Here is a 14,427-nt window from a genome sequence, read left to right as displayed (position 1 = left end):
GAGCGGGAATCAGCCGCGGATGTCGAACGTCCAGCGCGCGTGCGCGCCCGGGCCGACAGTCAGCGTCGAGCGGCCGATCTGCTCGACGTGCCGGGTTCCGGCCGGATGGTTCAGCGCCAGGTCGATCTGCCGCAAGCCGACCTGGTCCGCGGGGACGGCGTCGAAGCGGATCGCGGTCATGCCGTCGAAAGCGACGGCGCCGGTGGGAATCTGGCGCACGATCATGCCGCCCGCGCGCAGCAGCGGCAGCGTGCTGTCGAGGTCGCGCGCGGTGACGCCAAGGCGGATGCCGGTGACGTCGCGCATCTGGTGGTTGCGGTAGTCGTCCGACAGGTACCGGTTCCGGCTGACGTCGCCGGGATATTGCGCGGGCCCGGTGTTGCCGCGCGGGTCGGCGAAGTACTCCGGACGGTATTCCATGCCCCAGGCGCCGAAGGCGTCGTATTGGTCGGTGGTCAGGACCGCGTCGAACCAGGGGACCGGCTTGCCGTCCCCGAAGTCGCGGGTCTGCAGGAATTGCACCGGGTTCGCGACGCCCGCGTCGCGCAGGCGCTGGACCACTGTGGACAGCTGGCCGGCGTGTTCGACCGAGACTCCCAGGCCCGCCGAACCGAGGTCGCCGTCCTTGCCGGGGACGTCGCCGACCCCGAAAAGCTCCAGGTAGGTTTCGCGGCCCATCAGGTACCGGCCGGTCCACTTTTCGCCGCCGGCACCGGTGGTCGTGCGGACCTGGAAGTTGGCGAAGTCCTTGAGGTAGGCCGAATGCTCGATGGCGTCGGCGGTCTCGCGGTCGAGGACCCCGTAGGAATGGTTGAAGTGCAGCAAGGCCGGTTCGTCCGCTTGCGCGGGGCCGGCGGCGGTCGCGGCCAGGGCCAGGAGGACGGCCAGGAGCTGGAGGATCGTCCGGGTTCTTCGTGATTTCGACATGGCGCTGGAGAGTAAGGCGACGGCGGCCGGTTGGCGGCGTTTTCGGCCAACTCGACCGCAACGGCCTACTGAGAATGTCTTTCTCATTGTCCGGTCAAGTGGAAATTAGTTCACTTGGAGCAGTGACAGTGCATCACAGTTAGCAACAGAATCAGGTCCTCGTGCCACCTGATCGGGTGGCACGTCGCGAGGGCATCCGAAAGGACCTGTCATGACCACTCACCACTGGGGACCCGCCGGGAGGGCGCGCCGCCGCCGGACCGGAGCGGTGCTCGCCGCGGCCGCCGCCCTGCTCGTGGCGACCGCGTCGAACGCCTCGGCCGCACCTGCCGCAGCCGCGAGCACCTCGGCCGAGACTCCGGACAACCACCAGATGGGCGCCTCCATCCGGGCGCACGACCCCGGCGGCGCGGCGGTCGCGCCGGCGTCGGTCGAAACCACCACCGCGGGCATCGACGTGAGCAGCTATCAGGGGGCGGTCAACTGGCAGTCCTGGTGGAACCAGGGCAAACGGTTCGCCTACGTCAAGGCGACCGAGGGCACCGGATACCAGAACCCGGATTTCACCCAGCAGTACAACGGGTCGTACCACGTCGGCATGATCCGCGGCGCATACCACTACGGCCGTCCGGACATCTCAGGCGGCGCGGCACAGGCGGACTATTTCGTCGCGCACGGCGGCGGCTGGTCGAAGGACGGCAAGACCCTGCCCGGCACGCTCGACATCGAATGGGGGCCCAGTTCCGCCTGCTACGGGCTGAGCCAGTCCGCGATGGTCTCGTGGATCAAGGCGTTCAGCGACGAGTACCACGCGAAGACGTCGCGCTGGCCGGTCATCTACACGGCGAACAGCTGGTGGACCCAGTGCACCGGCAACAGGGGCGACTTCAGCTCGACCAACCCGCTGTGGGTCGCGGCGTACTCGTCGTCGCCGGGCACGCTGCCCTACGCCTGGGGCTTCTACACCTTCTGGCAGTACACGTCTTCGCCGCTCGACCAGGACTACTTCAGCGCCGGCCTCGACCGGCTGAAGGTGCTGGCCACCGGCTGACCCGGTCCCGTCCGGGAGCCGCGCGCTCCCGGACGGGCTCGCTAAAACCCGGCCAGCACCTCCATCACCGCGCCGACGATCCGCCGCGTCTGCGGCTGGCACGCCGCCCACGTCGTCAGCGGGACGCCCGGCTCGACCAGTTCGCTCCACGCCCACCCCGGCAGCATCCGGGTCGCGCTGGGCCGGCTCAGCAGCACCGCGTCCGCCTCGACGGCCTCCGCGCACGCCAGCGCGTTCTCGTTGAACCGCGCGAATCGCCAGTTCGGCGACACCCCGAGCCCGTGCGCCGCGGCGAGCATCTGGTCGTGTCCGGCGGGGACCTGCGCGCGTGCGTGCGCGAGCACCCGGACGTCGTCGAGCTCCCGCAACCGGCATTGCGCGCGCCCGAAAAGCTCGTGCCCGGGCCGGATCGCGACCCCGAACGGATGCTCGAACAGGAATCGTCCGTGCAGCGTCGACGGCGGGTTCTGGTGGACGAGCCCGATGTCGATCCGTCCTTCGCTGAGCATCCGCAGCTGTTCGGTGCTGCTGGCGTCCAAAAACGACAGTGCGGCGTCCGGGACCTGGTGGCGGATTTCCGTCAGCGCCGCGAGCACCCAGTCCTGCGGAATGCCCGGCGGCAACGCGATCTCGACCTGTTCCTTCACCGGAGCCGCGGACCGCGTGACCTCCCGCGTCGCGTCGGCGAGCCGCAGCAATTGCCGCGCGTGCTCGTGCAGCGCCCGGCCGGCGACCGTCGCCTGCACGCCCGTCGGCACCCGTTCGAACAGCGGCGTTCCGAGTTCGCGTTCGAGGACGCGGATCTGCCGGGTCAGCGCGGGCTGCGACATCATCAGCGACCCGGCCGCCCGGCTGATCGACCCCTCGGTGAACACGGCGACGAAGTACCGCAGCTGACGCAGTTCCATACCTTGGGGTTATACCCCCTCGTTTGCGCCGCGCCGGCCGGCGGCGGACGCTGGGCGGAGCCCCGACTGCGAAAGGAGCCGCTTTGAGCAAACGTCAAGTCCAGGTACGCCGGGTCTACGACGCGCCGGAATCCTTCGACGGCGCACGGGTGCTGGTCGACCGGCTGTGGCCGCGCGGGCTGAGCAAGGACCGCGCGCACCTCGACGACTGGCTCAAGCAGATATCCCCGTCGACGGAACTGCGGAAGTGGTACGCGCACGACCCGGACCGGTACGACGAATTCGCCGAACGCTACCGCTCGGAACTCGAAGAACCCGAACGCGCGGAAGCACTCGACCAGCTGCGTGCCCTGGCCAAGAAGGGCCCGCTGACCCTGCTGACCGCCACCAAACGCAGCGACATCAGCGAAGCCGCGGTGCTGGCCGACCTGCTGCGCTCCTAGCGTTCAGGAAGCGCCGACCTCGATGCCGTTGCGCTCGGCGTACTGGCTGCCCCATTCGTACAACGCGGTCAGCGCCGGGCGAAGCTCGTCGCCTTCCGGGGTCAGCCGGTACTCGACGGTCGGCACCCGGCCGTCCACCTCGGTCCGGTTCACCAGCCCGGCCGCGGCCAGCTCCCGCAGCTGCTCGGTCAGCACCTTTTCGGTGATCGACGGAATGGCCCGGCGGAGCTGGCCGTACCGGTGCGGGCCTTCCTTGAGCCGCGCCAGGATCACCGGCTTCCACTTCCCGCCCATGACGTCGACGGCCAGTTCGACCGCACAGGAGTAGCGCGCTTTCATCCGTCCATCATCGCGGGTACGCACCGGCAAGTGCGTACTAGGCGGCCGGTCCGGCGAGTGCTTGGCTGATCCGGTGATCATCGAGTACCTCCGCTACCGCATTCGCGACGGCGGGCACGCGGACTTCGAAGCCGCCTACCGACGCGCGGCCAAGTCGCTCGCCGCGGCGAAACAGTGTCAGGACTACGAACTCGCGCGCGCCGTCGACGAACCGGGCAGCTACATTCTGCGCATCGGCTGGACTTCCGCCGAGGACCACCTGAAGGGTTTCCGCGGCGGTCCGGAGTTCGCCGCGTTCTTCGCCGAGATCCGGCCGTATGTCGAGCAGATCGAGGAGATGCGGCACTACGAACGCACCGACGTGGCCGGTTCCGGCGGTGCGGTGCCGACGCTCTACGAATGGGCGGGCGGAGCGGCCGCGCTGACCAGGCTGACCGAGGCGTTCTACGCGAAGGTGCCCGAGGACGACCTGCTGGCCGAGGTGTTCGCCGGGATGAGCCCGGAACACCCCGCGCACGTGGCGGTCTGGCTAGGCGAGGTGTTCGGCGGCCCGGCCGCGTACACCGGCCAGCACGGCGGGCACGCGCACATGATCGCCCGGCACGCTGGCCGCGCGATCACCGAACCGCAGCGGCGCCGGTGGGTTTCGCTGCTGCTGGCGACCGCGGACGAGGTCGGGCTGCCTGCCGACCCGGAGTTCCGCGCCGCGCTCGCGGGCTATCTCGAATGGGGCAGCAGGCTCGCGGTGGTGTTCTCCGCGCCGGACGCCGGACCGGCAGCCGACCAGCCGGTGCCGTGTTGGGGGTGGGGTTCGGCTCCGCCGTGGACGGGGAGCTGAAGCGCTATCCCGTTCGCCGCAGGCGTCGGATGATTCCGCGCACTACCAAGGGCACGCAAATCGCCGCGAACAGCACCAGTGCCGCCCATGGCCCGAATCCGCCGAATCCGCCGCCCTGGTAAGCGGCGGGTTCGGCCTTGCGCCAGTCCCGCGATCCGCCGTTGGCTTCCGAAGCATCGGGCCCGGCCGAAGACGATGCTCCCGGTCCAGCCGATGCTTGCGCGTTGGCTGACGCTTTCGGTCCTTCCTGTGCCGCGGCCTTGTTTCCGCCACCCGTTCCGCCGTGGGTCAGCACATCCACCCCGCCCAACGCGGCGAAGGGATCCGGCGGCGCGGTCGCCCCGGCTCCGAGACCGCCCTGGAACGTCGGATTGGCGCAGTTCCCGGCATTGAGCTGCTTGGCCGGGCGTCCGGTGAGCCGAGCGTTGGCGTTCATCATCTCCTGCGACAGGTTGGGCGGCAGCGGCGAATACCCGATCCGCGCCATGTTGATCTGGCCGTCGCAAGCGACATGCTCGATGAACGCGGTCATGGTGTCCGCCTTGGCCCCGTCCGGATACCCGCCCTTGCAGGTGTCGCGCCCGTTCCCGCACGGCGTCATCAAATACGAATACGCCGAAATCGGGTAAGCGGACGGATCCGGGTTGGCATAAACTCCGGACAATTCCTGGCTGAGGTCCGGGCGCAGGTTGGCCTTGGTCAGCGCCGCCGCGATGTTCGCCGCGTACGGCAGCGTGTATTTCCCGGCCTGGTTCTCCACCCACGCGGTCGGTGCGTTGTACTTCTTGGCGTACCCGAACTCGTCGTAGCCGATGGAGAACGGGACGCTGCCGTTGGCCAGGGTCTGCGCGATCTGGTCGGAGTCGGCGAAGAGACGGTAGAAATCCGCGTCCGGCCCGCGGGTCGGCAGCTGGATCGGCCGCACCCCGGAGGGCAGCGGCCCGATCCCCTTGTCGACATTCCGGGCGATGAAATCTCCGTACGGGCCCGGCGCGACATGGGCCACGAAGTCGTAGAACAACGCCGTGGTGCCGGATTGGCCGCTGCGGCCGACCAGCGTGATCGGCTGGTCCGGCAGCGCGAATCCGCCGTTGGTCGCGCTGATCGCCGGATCGCTCCAGCGCGTGATCTGCCGCGCGAAGATCCGGGCGACCACGTCCCGCGTCAGATGGAGCGTGTCCACCCGGCGGCCGCCGGCGTCGGTGACGTTGTACATCACCGCGACCGCGCCCGCGACGTCCGGAACATATTGGTACCCGCGCTGTTTCGCGGTAGCCCCGCCGCCGCCAGCCGCTTCCAGGGAACTGACTTCCGCTTCGGTGCCCGCGAAATCAACCGTGTGGTCGCCGTATTGATTGACCCCGGCCGGAGAACCGAGCGCGCTGTAGTTCACCGGAATGCCGCGCGAGTTCGCGCCGTTCTGCCAGTCGCTCATCGCGAGCCCGACGTAAGTGGACCCGGACCCGTTGACCTGGCTGAACGCCTCCGCGGCCGGAGCGAGCACAACCTGGCAGGCCAGCAGCGCCGCCGCGCCGCCGAGCCCGAGCCATCTCTTGCGGTCCATCAGGAAACTCCCCAGTTCAGCCGAAACGGCCGTGGACGTAGTCGTGCGTGCGGCTGTCTTCCGGACTCTCGAAAATCTGCTCGGTCGGCCCGTGCTCGACCACGCGCCCCGGCTCGTTCTCCCCGGCGAGGAAGAACGCGCAATGGTGGGAAACCCGTTGTGCCTGCTGCATGTTGTGCGTCACGATCACGACGGTCACCTCGTCGGAGATCTCCACGATCGTCTGCTCGATCCGCCGCGTGGACGTCGGGTCGAGCGCCGAGCACGGCTCGTCCATCAGCAGCACGTTCGGCTGCACGGCCAGCGACCGCGCGATGCACAGCCGCTGCTGCTGCCCGCCGGACAGCGCGCCGCCGGGGGAGTTCAGCCGGTCCCGGACCTCGCGCCACAGCCCGGCCCGTTCGAGGCTCTGCTCGACCAGCCCGTCCTTGTCCGCGCATTTGACGCCGGCGAGCTTGAGCCCGGCGAGGACGTTGTCGCGAATGGACATCGCCGGGAACGGGTTGGGCTTCTGGAACACCATGCCGATCCGCAGCCGGGCGTGCTGCGCGCGGGTGCCCTCGGCGTAGATGTCGTCGCCGTCCAGCAGGACTTCCCCGGCCAGGCTCGCGGTGCCGACCAGTTCGTGCATCCGGTTGAGAATGCGCAGGAACGTCGATTTGCCGCAGCCGGACGGGCCGATCAGCGCGGTCACCTCGTTGGCGGGCATCGCGAGGGTGACGTCTTCGAGCACGAGCCGGTCGCCGAACCAGGCGTGCACGCCGCGCGCCTCCAGCGTCGCCGCGCCCGGGGGCGGCCCGCCGAGCACCCGGACGGGTTCGCGGACTTCGAGGGTTTCGGTCACCGGGCACTCCTGGGTTTCGGGCGGCGCGCCGACCAGCGTTTGCGGCCGATCAGCCGGGTCAGGGCGAACAGCGCGAAGATCAGCAGGATCAGCACCAGCGCGCCGATGTACCCGCGTTCCTGCGCCGAGGCGAGCGGTTCCTTGATGTAGCGGTACACGAAGCGGGGCAAGCTTTCCTGCGGGTCGCTGAACGGGTTGAAGTTCATCGAAAGCGTGCCGAAGGAGGTGAACAGCAGCGGCGCGGTTTCGCCGACCACGCGCGCGATGCCGAGGATGATCGCGGTGCTCACGCCGGTGCGCGCGGTCGGCAGCACCACAGACCAGACCGTGCGTGCGCGGCTCGCGCCGAGAGCGAGCGACGCCTCGCGCAAGCCGTCCGGCACCAGGCGGAGCACCACGTCCACGGTGCGGGTGACGGTCGGCAGCATGATCATCGTCAACGCGAGCGTCGCCATGAACCCGGAGAAACCCAGCTGCGCGGGCGGCAGGATCAGCGCCGCGTACACGAAAAGCCCGGCGACCACAGAGGGCAGACCGCTCATCGCGTCCACGAAAATCCGCACCGGACGGCGGAAACGCGACCGGGTTTCGTTCAGGAACACCGCGGTGAGCACGCCGAGCGGAACGACGAACACGAGCGCGAGCGCCGTCTGTTCGAGCGTGCCGACGATCGCGTGCAAACCGCCGGTCGCTGTCGCCGGATCGGTCGGCGCGACGGCGGACATGTCGTGGCCGAAGAACGCCAGCCGGAGGCTCGGCACGCCCTTGAGGACGATGTAGCCGAGCAGGAACAGCAACGGGATCAGCAGCCCGACCGCGCCGCTCACCACGACCGCGGACACCAGCTTGTCGACCGCGGCGAGCCGCCCGAGCCGGTCGCGGGTGACGAGGTAGAGCATGCCGAGGTAGAACAGATACGCCACGACGAGGTCGGCGAGCCAGCCCGGCGAGACCAGCAGCTGGTGCATCACGAACCAGGTCAGCAGCGTCGCCGACGCGGCGCAGCCGAGCGCTACGAGCCGGTCCTGCGGAGTGGTCGCGGAGGTCCGGCGGCGCACCGGAATCGGGCGCTCTTGCTCGACGCGGATTTCAGTGGTGGTCACGCGTCGACCCCCGCTCCGGAACGGCTGCGGGAAATGATCACCGACGCGGTGAAGTTCGTCGCCAGCGTGAACGCGAACAACACCAGCCCGGCCGCCATCAGCCCGCTCAGCGCGGGCCCGGACTGTCCCGCGTTGTTGGCGATGAACCCGGAAATGGTCGCGCCGCCGAATTCCAGCAGATGCGTCGTCAGTTCCGGAACCTGCGGCAGCAGAAGGGAAACCGCGATCGTCTCGCCGAGCGCGCGGCCGAGCCCGAGCATCGACCCGCCGACGATCCCGCCGCGGCCGAACGGCAGCACGACGGTCCGCACCATGCCCCAGCGCGTGCTGCCCAGCGCGAGCGCCGCTTCCTTTTCGCCGGGCGGGGTCTGGGTGAACACCTCGCGGATGACCGACGTCGTGATCGGAATGACCATGAGTGAAACCACGAGCCCGGCGACGAACATCGAATTGAACAGCACCGCGCCCGGTTTCGTGTCGAACAACGGGAACCAGCCGAGATTGTCGGTCATCCACTGCGACAACGGGGTGATGTACGGGCGCAGGAAGCTGAATCCCCAGAGCCCGTACAGCAAACTGGGAATCGCTGCGAGCAGATCGACCAGTCCGGTGAGGAACCCGCGCATCCGCGGACTGGCGTAATCGCTGATGAACAACGCGGCCAGCACCGAGAACGGCACGGCGACGGCGACCGCGATCAGCGCGACCACCACCGTGCCGTACAGCAGGCCGAGCACGCCGAACCGCCCGGAAGCCGGGTCGAACTGGATCGTGGTGAAAAAGCCGAAACCGCTGGCCTCGAACGTGGGCGCGGACCGGTAGACGAGGAAGAACCCGATCACGGCCAAGAGCGCGAGCACGGAAAGCCCGGTCCCGCTCGTGACGCGGCGGAAGAGCCGATCGGCCCGCGAAGGCAGATCGGCGAGGACGAGACGATCCGGCGGCGCGGCGCCGGACGCGGAGGACGAGACGGTCACGGCAGCGAGTATCGCGAGCCGGCGGCGGGGAAAGTTGGCTGGACAGAGAAGGCCCGACGGCGCGTTAGTGAACCGGTGCCCGCGTTCTGTTCCCGTTTGTTGACGCCGCGCGCGACGCTGGCGAAGTTGAACCCATGAACCGCTTCAGACGCGTGGCGCACGTGCTCGCCGCCGGGGTGCTCGCGGTGCTCGGCGTCGCCGTCGCGCCGACGGCGTCCGCGCAGCCGCAGCCGCTGAATTACCAGGTGAAGGTGACTGGCGCCGATCCGATGAACGCGCAGGACGGGGACCCGCTGCGCATCACGATCTCCGGGTTGCCCGCGGGGGCCACGGCGAACTATTCGGTGTGCCCGCTGCCGTTGCGGGACTCGCTGCTGAAACCGGGGCCGTGGACGCCCAATCCGTCCGTCGAGGCCCGCGTCACCGCCTACTGCAAGAACTTCAACGACGAGCTGTCCGGCACCGAGTTCAAGCCCCCGGGCCATGACGTCGGCCGGAGCGCGACCACCCACGACGTCGTGTTCGACATCTACGTGCCGCGAGGAGCGCGTACGCCCGCGATCATTCCCTTCGACCCGGATTTCACGGCTTTCCCGCAGGGCGCGTTGAAGTGGCCGAACAACCCGGACCACAAGCAGTATTCCTTCTCGTGCGACGAGAACCATCCGTGCACCATGATGCTGCGGATCGGCGTCCCGGCGACGGCGACCAGTCCCGCCCAGACGGTGTTCGACAGCTCGATCACGTTCCGCGCGTCCGCGCCCGGGCTCAAGATCAAAGGGTGCGCCGGAGTCGGCGCCAGCACGCTGACCGGCAGCATGCCGGAGCGGTTCGGCCGCACGGCGGTCGGCTGGAACCAGATGCTCTGCGCGCCGACGAAGGCGGCGCAGCCGGTCAACATCGTGAACGAGAGCGAGGACGTCGGGCTGACCTCGTTCGACAAGGGCGAGTCGGACGTGCAGGTCACCGGTTCCGGCGGAACCCTGGCCACGCAGCAGGTCCGCGCCCGCAGCTACATTCCGGCGGCCCTGAACGCGACAGTGCTCGCCGCGGTCGGGTGGGCGCCGACCGATCGCCGGGACGACGGCGGCGCGCTGAATTCGCGCCTGGCCGACAACCTGAAGTTCGACTGGGACGACCTCGCCAACCTGCTGAGCAAGGGCGGTCTGTCGCCCGACAGCACCGGCCGGGGCGGCATTTTCGTCGACGGGTCCGCGCTCGTGCGGCGCAATCCGGCGCTGGCCGCGGTCAGCGGGGCCGAGAATGCGCTCCGCTCGCCGAACACGCGGGCCGGGCAGTTCACCACCGATTTCTTCGGGGTCACCGGCGAAATCGGGACGAGCACGGTGCCGTTGGTGCTCAGCAGCAGGCTGAACGGGATGCCCGCGTGGACGTACGGGACTTTCGTGGACATCCGCAACGCGAAGCTGCGCGGAAGCGACGGGCCGGTCGGCGTGGTGACCGACCTGAACGCGCTCAACCTCGGCGACGGCGGCGTGCACAACGTCGACGCGAAGACCGGTCAGGTCAACGTCCGCAAGCAGGTCGTCAACGCGGCGCTGGGGACCGGGAACGAATGCACGAACGGATGCCTGAACTGGGTCGTCACCGACCTGGCCACCGCGACCGAGAACGGCTGGGCCCCGGTCGCCCTGCCCAACGGCAAGGGCGGTTACGTCGCGCCGACGCCCAAGTCGCTGCAGGCCGCGGCCGCGCACGCGCAGCCGGCGGAGGACGGGTCGATCCGGATCGTCCCCGGCGGCGATCCGGAGGCGTACCCGCTCACCTACGTCGAGTCCCTGACCGCGCCGCTGAACCCGCTGGTGGACGCTTCGTGCCAGCCGCAAGCCGCCAAGCAGGCCCAGCTCGCGACCTTCGTGAAGGCCGCGGTCAGCGGCGGGCAGGACAGCCTGGGCCCGGGCCTCGTTCCGCTGACTCCGGAGCTGCTTTCCGCCGCCCAGACCGCCGCGGCGAAGGTCGGCACCGGCACGGCCGAGGCGTCCTGCCACGAACACAAGGAAGCGCAGAACCCCGGAGCGGCCGCGACCGGCGGCCCCGGTGCCGCCGTGGGCGGGACTCCCGCGAGCGACGGCCTCGGCGGTCCGCTTGCCCGCTCCGGTTCGAATGGTCCTGGTGCGGCGGAAGCCGCTGCGCTGGCGATGAAGGCGCCGACGCAGGCGAGTGTCCAAGAAGCGCGCAGCGTCGCCGCGGCGGTGAAGGTCCCGCTGTTCCCGGGAGCAGACGTCCTGGGAGCGCTGATTCCGTTGCTCGCTTTGGTCGCGCTGGTGCTGTTGCCGCCGACGACTGGTTACCTGACCGCGGGGAAGCCGTTGCCCGCGTGGCTGAACCGGCTCGCCGAGCGGCTCGTCGCGATGCGGCGCCGGGCATGACCGCGACGCTCCGCGCGCCGGCGCGCCCGGGTCCACAGTGGACGGTTGTCGCCGTGGTCGGCTGGCTGGTCACCGCGGTGGTGTGCTTCGGCATTGTCACGTACGCGCTCGGGCCGATGCTCGCGAACAACGATCAGCGGGCGGCGCTGTCGGTGCTGCAGGGCCGGATGGCACAGGCGCAGGGCGCGGCCCGTACGCTGCTCGGCGCCGCGCCGGTGACGAAGCCGCCGGAGTTCGGTGCGCCGGTGGCGGTGCTGGAGATCCCGAAGCTGCAGGTGCAGCAGGTCGTGCTCGAAGGCGTGGAACCGGGCGAAACGATGTCCGGGCCGGGCCATGTCCCGGGAACTTCGGGACCCGGCCAGCCGGGGAATTCGGCGGTGGTGGGCCGGTATTCGGGATACGGTGCTCCGTTCGCGCGGCTCAACGAGCTGTCGCGGGGAGACCAGCTGGTGGTCGCGACGACGCAAGGGAAATCGGTCTACACCGTGACCGACACGGCAACCCGTGACTTGGACGAGGACCGCGATTACGGCCGTACGGAGAACGACCGGCTGACACTCGTCACGTCCGATTCGTGGTGGCCGGGTTCGGCTTCGGGCGCGACGGTGGTGACGGCGGTTCTCGACGGCAAACCGTTCCGTCCGACGCCGCAGAACGGCCGGGCGGACGCGCAAGACGGCCGCACTGGCGACCCGAGCGGCTGGGCCCGGCTCGTGCTCGCGCTCGGCGGCTTCGCGGCCGTGGCCGTCGGGGCGACGCTGCTGTACCGGCGTTGGCGTTCGGTGTCGACGTACGTGCTGACCACCCCGGCGCTGCTGGCGTTGGCGGTGCTGGCGGCGTCGGCGGTGTGGCGGTTGCTGCCTGCTTGGGCTTGAGCCGACCCTGCCGAAACCGGGGCTGGCACGGAGGTTTGGTTCTCCGCGCCAGCCCCGGTTTCTTGCTCGGGTGGGGGCGGACAGCGAAACCGGCCCGGCCGGGGAGCGGAATCCCCGGCCGGGCCGGTCCGGTGCTTCAGCGGGTCAGGAAAGCGTGCAGGTGACGCCGTTCACCGGGGCGAGCGGCTTGAATCCGTACTGGCTCAGCGTGCCGGCGAGGCTGCCGTTGCACAGCGGGCTCGGGCCGGAGGAGTCGAAACCGACCGCGTTGAGCGCCGCGTCGTGGGACGGCGAGCGGGTGTCCAGCACGTAGTACACGAAACGGGCGCCGAGGAACCCGTCGGCGAAGGCCGGGGCGTAGTTCGGCGCGGAGCCCGAAACCGGGGCGCCGTCCGAACCGGCACCGGTCAGGGTGCCCTCGAAGAAGCCGGCGCGCTTGTCGCTGACGACGCCGTTGCCCTGCGCGACCCACTGGGCCACGGAGTAGGGCGCGATCGCCGACGACTGGTCGCTCGCCGGGATGGTGTTGCCTTCGTTCTCCTGGAAGCGCTTGATCACGACCGGTTTCGTGGTCGGGTCGAAGCCGAGCACCGTGTTCGTGAAGAACGACAGCGTGCCGGAGCCGGCCTGGGGCAGGTAGACGGTGATCGCCGCGTTGGCGCCGCCGACCTGGTTCCAGTTGGTGATGGCGCCGCTGTAGATGCCGCGCAGCTGGTCCAGCGTGAGGGTGACGCCCGCGCCGGCGCCGGTGGACGAGGCGGCCCAGGACACGCCGTCCTTGGCGAAGGCGTAGTACTGGAACGTCGACGGGTCGGAGGCCGACCGCGGGGACGAGGAGCGGGCGAGGTCGATCGACCCGCTGCCGGCCGCGGCGGCGTTCGCCAGCGCGGTCTTGCCCGCGGAGGAGCCGTTGGGCGGCGGGTTGGAGACGGTGTAGGTGGTCCCGCCGTCGTAGACGTCGCCGGGCACGGCGAACGACTGGCTGCCCGCGAGAACCGGCGGGACGTTCACGTAGTTGTCGGGGTCGCTGTTCGCCGCCGAACCGTTGGCCGCGGCGAAGATCGCGCCGGTGACGTCCGCGATCGTGTCGGAGCCCACCGCCGCGACGACCTCGGGGAGCTGGTTGGGGCCGGGGATTGCGCTGGCGGTACCCGGGAAGATCAGGGCCGCCCCCGCGGCGACCGCGGCGGAGGCGCCGGCGAACCGGGCAGTACGAGCACGCATCAGTTTGTACTCTTTCTGTCTGGTCTCGGCCACGGGATTCCGTGGCCGACACCAACTTCGCGGGGTTCGGCGAACAGCGCCCGGTCGGTCGCGTTCTCGCCAGACGGCGCGGGAGTTAATGCCCGACGAACGCGTTCAGCCGGGCAGCCGGTATTTCGTGCGCCAGTCGGTGATCCGGCCCTCCGCCGCGAATTCCGCCGCGTCCGCGATCGCGGCGACGAATCGTTCGTATCCGCGCTGGGCTTCGATGCGGCGGCCGTAGGCGTGGCTCGCCGACGCGATCGTCCCGCTGCCCGCGCGCAGGAACCATCGCCAGTCGATTCCGTGGTCGTGGGTCAGTTCCATGCGCGTGCGCGGGAGGTTCGCGCACAGCCACTGGATCGCCGCGACGCATTCTTCCCCGTTGCGGTAGTCGACGGTGCCCAGCCCCAAGGACGCGTTGTTCGTGCCGAGCAGCCGCCACCTCGTCGCGTTCCCCGGTCCGCCGATCAGCTGGAACCGCGGAGTCCGGCGTGGACTTCGAGCGCTTTTCATGGGTCGCAACCTCAGTCCGGCTCGGACGGCCGTCCGGTGCGCAGCCGTCGCAGTCAGAATGGACATCGCGGGCACGGCGCCGGAAAGTTACCGTCCGCGGTTAAGCGGCGACGGCCACCCGGTGAACAGCGGGTGGGCGCGGGCATTCCACAGTAGACCGTCGGCGGGCGGTCACGCTGGAGATTCTCTTCGCCACTCCTGGCAAGCGCATCGTCTTTGCTCGCACGGATGTTTCGCCCATGCCGCGATTCGGGTCGAATTCGCCTGTTCGCCGCAATCGCGATTCAGTCGTTCGGCGGCACCAGCGGCGAGGTAGTTGGGGCACGCTCGATGTCCTTCGGGGCGGGAAACTCCCGCGCGGAAGGGCAATTCGCGTCATGGGCAAGGGGAGGGAGCCGTGGTGGCGTCTA

The 14,427-nt window shown here is 69.7% G+C and carries 14 protein-coding genes; 5 read left to right on the top strand and 9 right to left on the bottom strand.

Going from position 1 to position 14,427, the window contains the following annotated elements:
• Positions 1-9: 9 nt before the first annotated feature.
• Positions 10-927, bottom strand: a complete 918-nt coding sequence (locus SSMG_RS23850) for a DUF5829 family protein (RefSeq protein ID WP_009080205.1) — start codon at positions 925-927, stop codon at positions 10-12.
• Positions 928-1,138: 211 nt separating this feature from the next.
• On the opposite strand from SSMG_RS23850, the gene SSMG_RS23845 reads away from it, so the two are divergent.
• Complete coding sequence (locus SSMG_RS23845) at positions 1,139-1,978, top strand: GH25 family lysozyme (RefSeq protein WP_078560865.1); 840 nt, start codon at positions 1,139-1,141, stop codon at positions 1,976-1,978.
• Between the two features lie 41 nt (positions 1,979-2,019).
• Here SSMG_RS23845 and SSMG_RS23840 read toward each other — a convergent pair whose 3' ends face one another.
• Positions 2,020-2,886, bottom strand: coding sequence for a LysR family transcriptional regulator (locus SSMG_RS23840; protein WP_009080200.1), 867 nt, complete (start codon positions 2,884-2,886; stop codon positions 2,020-2,022).
• An 83-nt stretch (positions 2,887-2,969) separates the two neighbouring features.
• On the opposite strand from SSMG_RS23840, the gene SSMG_RS23835 reads away from it, so the two are divergent.
• On the top strand, positions 2,970-3,329 hold the full coding sequence (locus SSMG_RS23835; protein ID WP_009080198.1) for a DUF488 domain-containing protein: 360 nt from the start codon (positions 2,970-2,972) through the stop codon (positions 3,327-3,329).
• Positions 3,330-3,332: 3 nt separating this feature from the next.
• Here the strand turns inward: SSMG_RS23835 and SSMG_RS23830 are convergent, their stop codons facing one another.
• Positions 3,333-3,668, bottom strand: coding sequence for a helix-turn-helix domain-containing protein (locus SSMG_RS23830; protein ID WP_037714651.1), 336 nt, complete (start codon positions 3,666-3,668; stop codon positions 3,333-3,335).
• A 73-nt stretch (positions 3,669-3,741) separates the two neighbouring features.
• On the opposite strand from SSMG_RS23830, the gene SSMG_RS23825 reads away from it, so the two are divergent.
• Complete coding sequence (locus tag SSMG_RS23825) at positions 3,742-4,506, top strand: antibiotic biosynthesis monooxygenase (RefSeq protein ID WP_037714649.1); 765 nt, start codon at positions 3,742-3,744, stop codon at positions 4,504-4,506.
• Positions 4,507-4,510: 4 nt separating this feature from the next.
• Here SSMG_RS23825 and SSMG_RS23820 read toward each other — a convergent pair whose 3' ends face one another.
• The 4 genes from SSMG_RS23820 to pstC all read right to left on the bottom strand — a co-directional run bounded on the left by SSMG_RS23820 (position 4,511) and on the right by pstC (position 8,994).
• Complete coding sequence (locus SSMG_RS23820) at positions 4,511-6,070, bottom strand: substrate-binding domain-containing protein (RefSeq protein WP_009080195.1); 1,560 nt, start codon at positions 6,068-6,070, stop codon at positions 4,511-4,513.
• A 16-nt stretch (positions 6,071-6,086) separates the two neighbouring features.
• Positions 6,087-6,845: a phosphate ABC transporter ATP-binding protein gene (locus SSMG_RS23815; protein ID WP_234392887.1), complete on the bottom strand. Its 759-nt coding sequence runs from the start codon at positions 6,843-6,845 to the stop codon at positions 6,087-6,089.
• Between the two features lie 65 nt (positions 6,846-6,910).
• Positions 6,911-8,017 (bottom strand): phosphate ABC transporter permease PstA, encoded by a 1,107-nt coding sequence (gene pstA, locus SSMG_RS23810; protein WP_037714645.1) that lies wholly within the window; start codon positions 8,015-8,017, stop codon positions 6,911-6,913.
• A complete protein-coding gene (pstC, locus tag SSMG_RS23805) occupies positions 8,014-8,994 on the bottom strand; it encodes a phosphate ABC transporter permease subunit PstC (protein ID WP_037714643.1) in 981 nt (326 codons plus the stop codon). Before pstC ends, pstA begins: the two co-directional genes overlap by 4 nt.
• A gap of 134 nt (positions 8,995-9,128) precedes the next feature.
• Here pstC and SSMG_RS23800 point away from each other — a divergent pair, with 134 nt between their 5' ends.
• Both SSMG_RS23800 and SSMG_RS23795 read left to right on the top strand, forming a co-directional pair.
• Positions 9,129-11,384 carry a hypothetical protein gene (locus SSMG_RS23800; RefSeq protein WP_009080190.1) on the top strand — a complete coding sequence of 752 codons (2,256 nt, stop codon included), beginning with the start codon at positions 9,129-9,131 and terminating at the stop codon, positions 11,382-11,384.
• Positions 11,381-12,259, top strand: coding sequence for a sortase (locus SSMG_RS23795; protein ID WP_009080185.1), 879 nt, complete (start codon positions 11,381-11,383; stop codon positions 12,257-12,259). Before SSMG_RS23800 ends, SSMG_RS23795 begins: the two co-directional genes overlap by 4 nt.
• Before the next feature lie 144 nt (positions 12,260-12,403).
• On the opposite strand, the gene SSMG_RS23790 is transcribed toward SSMG_RS23795, so the two are convergent.
• Both SSMG_RS23790 and SSMG_RS23785 read right to left on the bottom strand, forming a co-directional pair.
• On the bottom strand, positions 12,404-13,483 hold the full coding sequence (locus SSMG_RS23790) for a substrate-binding domain-containing protein (protein ID WP_050788465.1): 1,080 nt from the start codon (positions 13,481-13,483) through the stop codon (positions 12,404-12,406).
• A gap of 135 nt (positions 13,484-13,618) precedes the next feature.
• A complete protein-coding gene (locus SSMG_RS23785; protein WP_037714640.1) occupies positions 13,619-14,017 on the bottom strand; it encodes a hypothetical protein in 399 nt (132 codons plus the stop codon).
• Positions 14,018-14,427 lie beyond the last annotated feature (410 nt).

The sequence above is a fragment of the Streptomyces sp. AA4 genome, assembly GCF_000158875.1.
Taxonomy (GTDB): Bacteria; Actinomycetota; Actinomycetes; order Mycobacteriales; family Pseudonocardiaceae; genus Amycolatopsis.
The sequence above is the reverse complement of the archived record's forward strand: the minus strand, read 5'-3'. Positions and strand labels throughout refer to the sequence as shown.

Excerpts from the sequence above, each read along its gene's own strand:
- SSMG_RS23850 (WP_009080205.1), bottom strand. The coding sequence starts at position 927 with ATGTCGAAATCACGAAGAACCCGGACGATCCTCCAGCTCCTGGCCGTC.
- SSMG_RS23845 (WP_078560865.1), top strand. The coding sequence starts at position 1,139 with ATGACCACTCACCACTGGGGACCCGCCGGGAGGGCGCGCCGCCGCCGG.
- SSMG_RS23840 (WP_009080200.1), bottom strand. The coding sequence starts at position 2,886 with ATGGAACTGCGTCAGCTGCGGTACTTCGTCGCCGTGTTCACCGAGGGG.
- SSMG_RS23830 (WP_037714651.1), bottom strand. The coding sequence starts at position 3,668 with ATGAAAGCGCGCTACTCCTGTGCGGTCGAACTGGCCGTCGACGTCATG.
- SSMG_RS23820 (WP_009080195.1), bottom strand. The coding sequence starts at position 6,070 with ATGGACCGCAAGAGATGGCTCGGGCTCGGCGGCGCGGCGGCGCTGCTG.
- SSMG_RS23800 (WP_009080190.1), top strand. The coding sequence starts at position 9,129 with ATGAACCGCTTCAGACGCGTGGCGCACGTGCTCGCCGCCGGGGTGCTC.
- SSMG_RS23795 (WP_009080185.1), top strand. The coding sequence starts at position 11,381 with ATGACCGCGACGCTCCGCGCGCCGGCGCGCCCGGGTCCACAGTGGACG.
- SSMG_RS23790 (WP_050788465.1), bottom strand. The coding sequence starts at position 13,483 with ATGCGTGCTCGTACTGCCCGGTTCGCCGGCGCCTCCGCCGCGGTCGCC.
- SSMG_RS23785 (WP_037714640.1), bottom strand. The coding sequence starts at position 14,017 with ATGAAAAGCGCTCGAAGTCCACGCCGGACTCCGCGGTTCCAGCTGATC.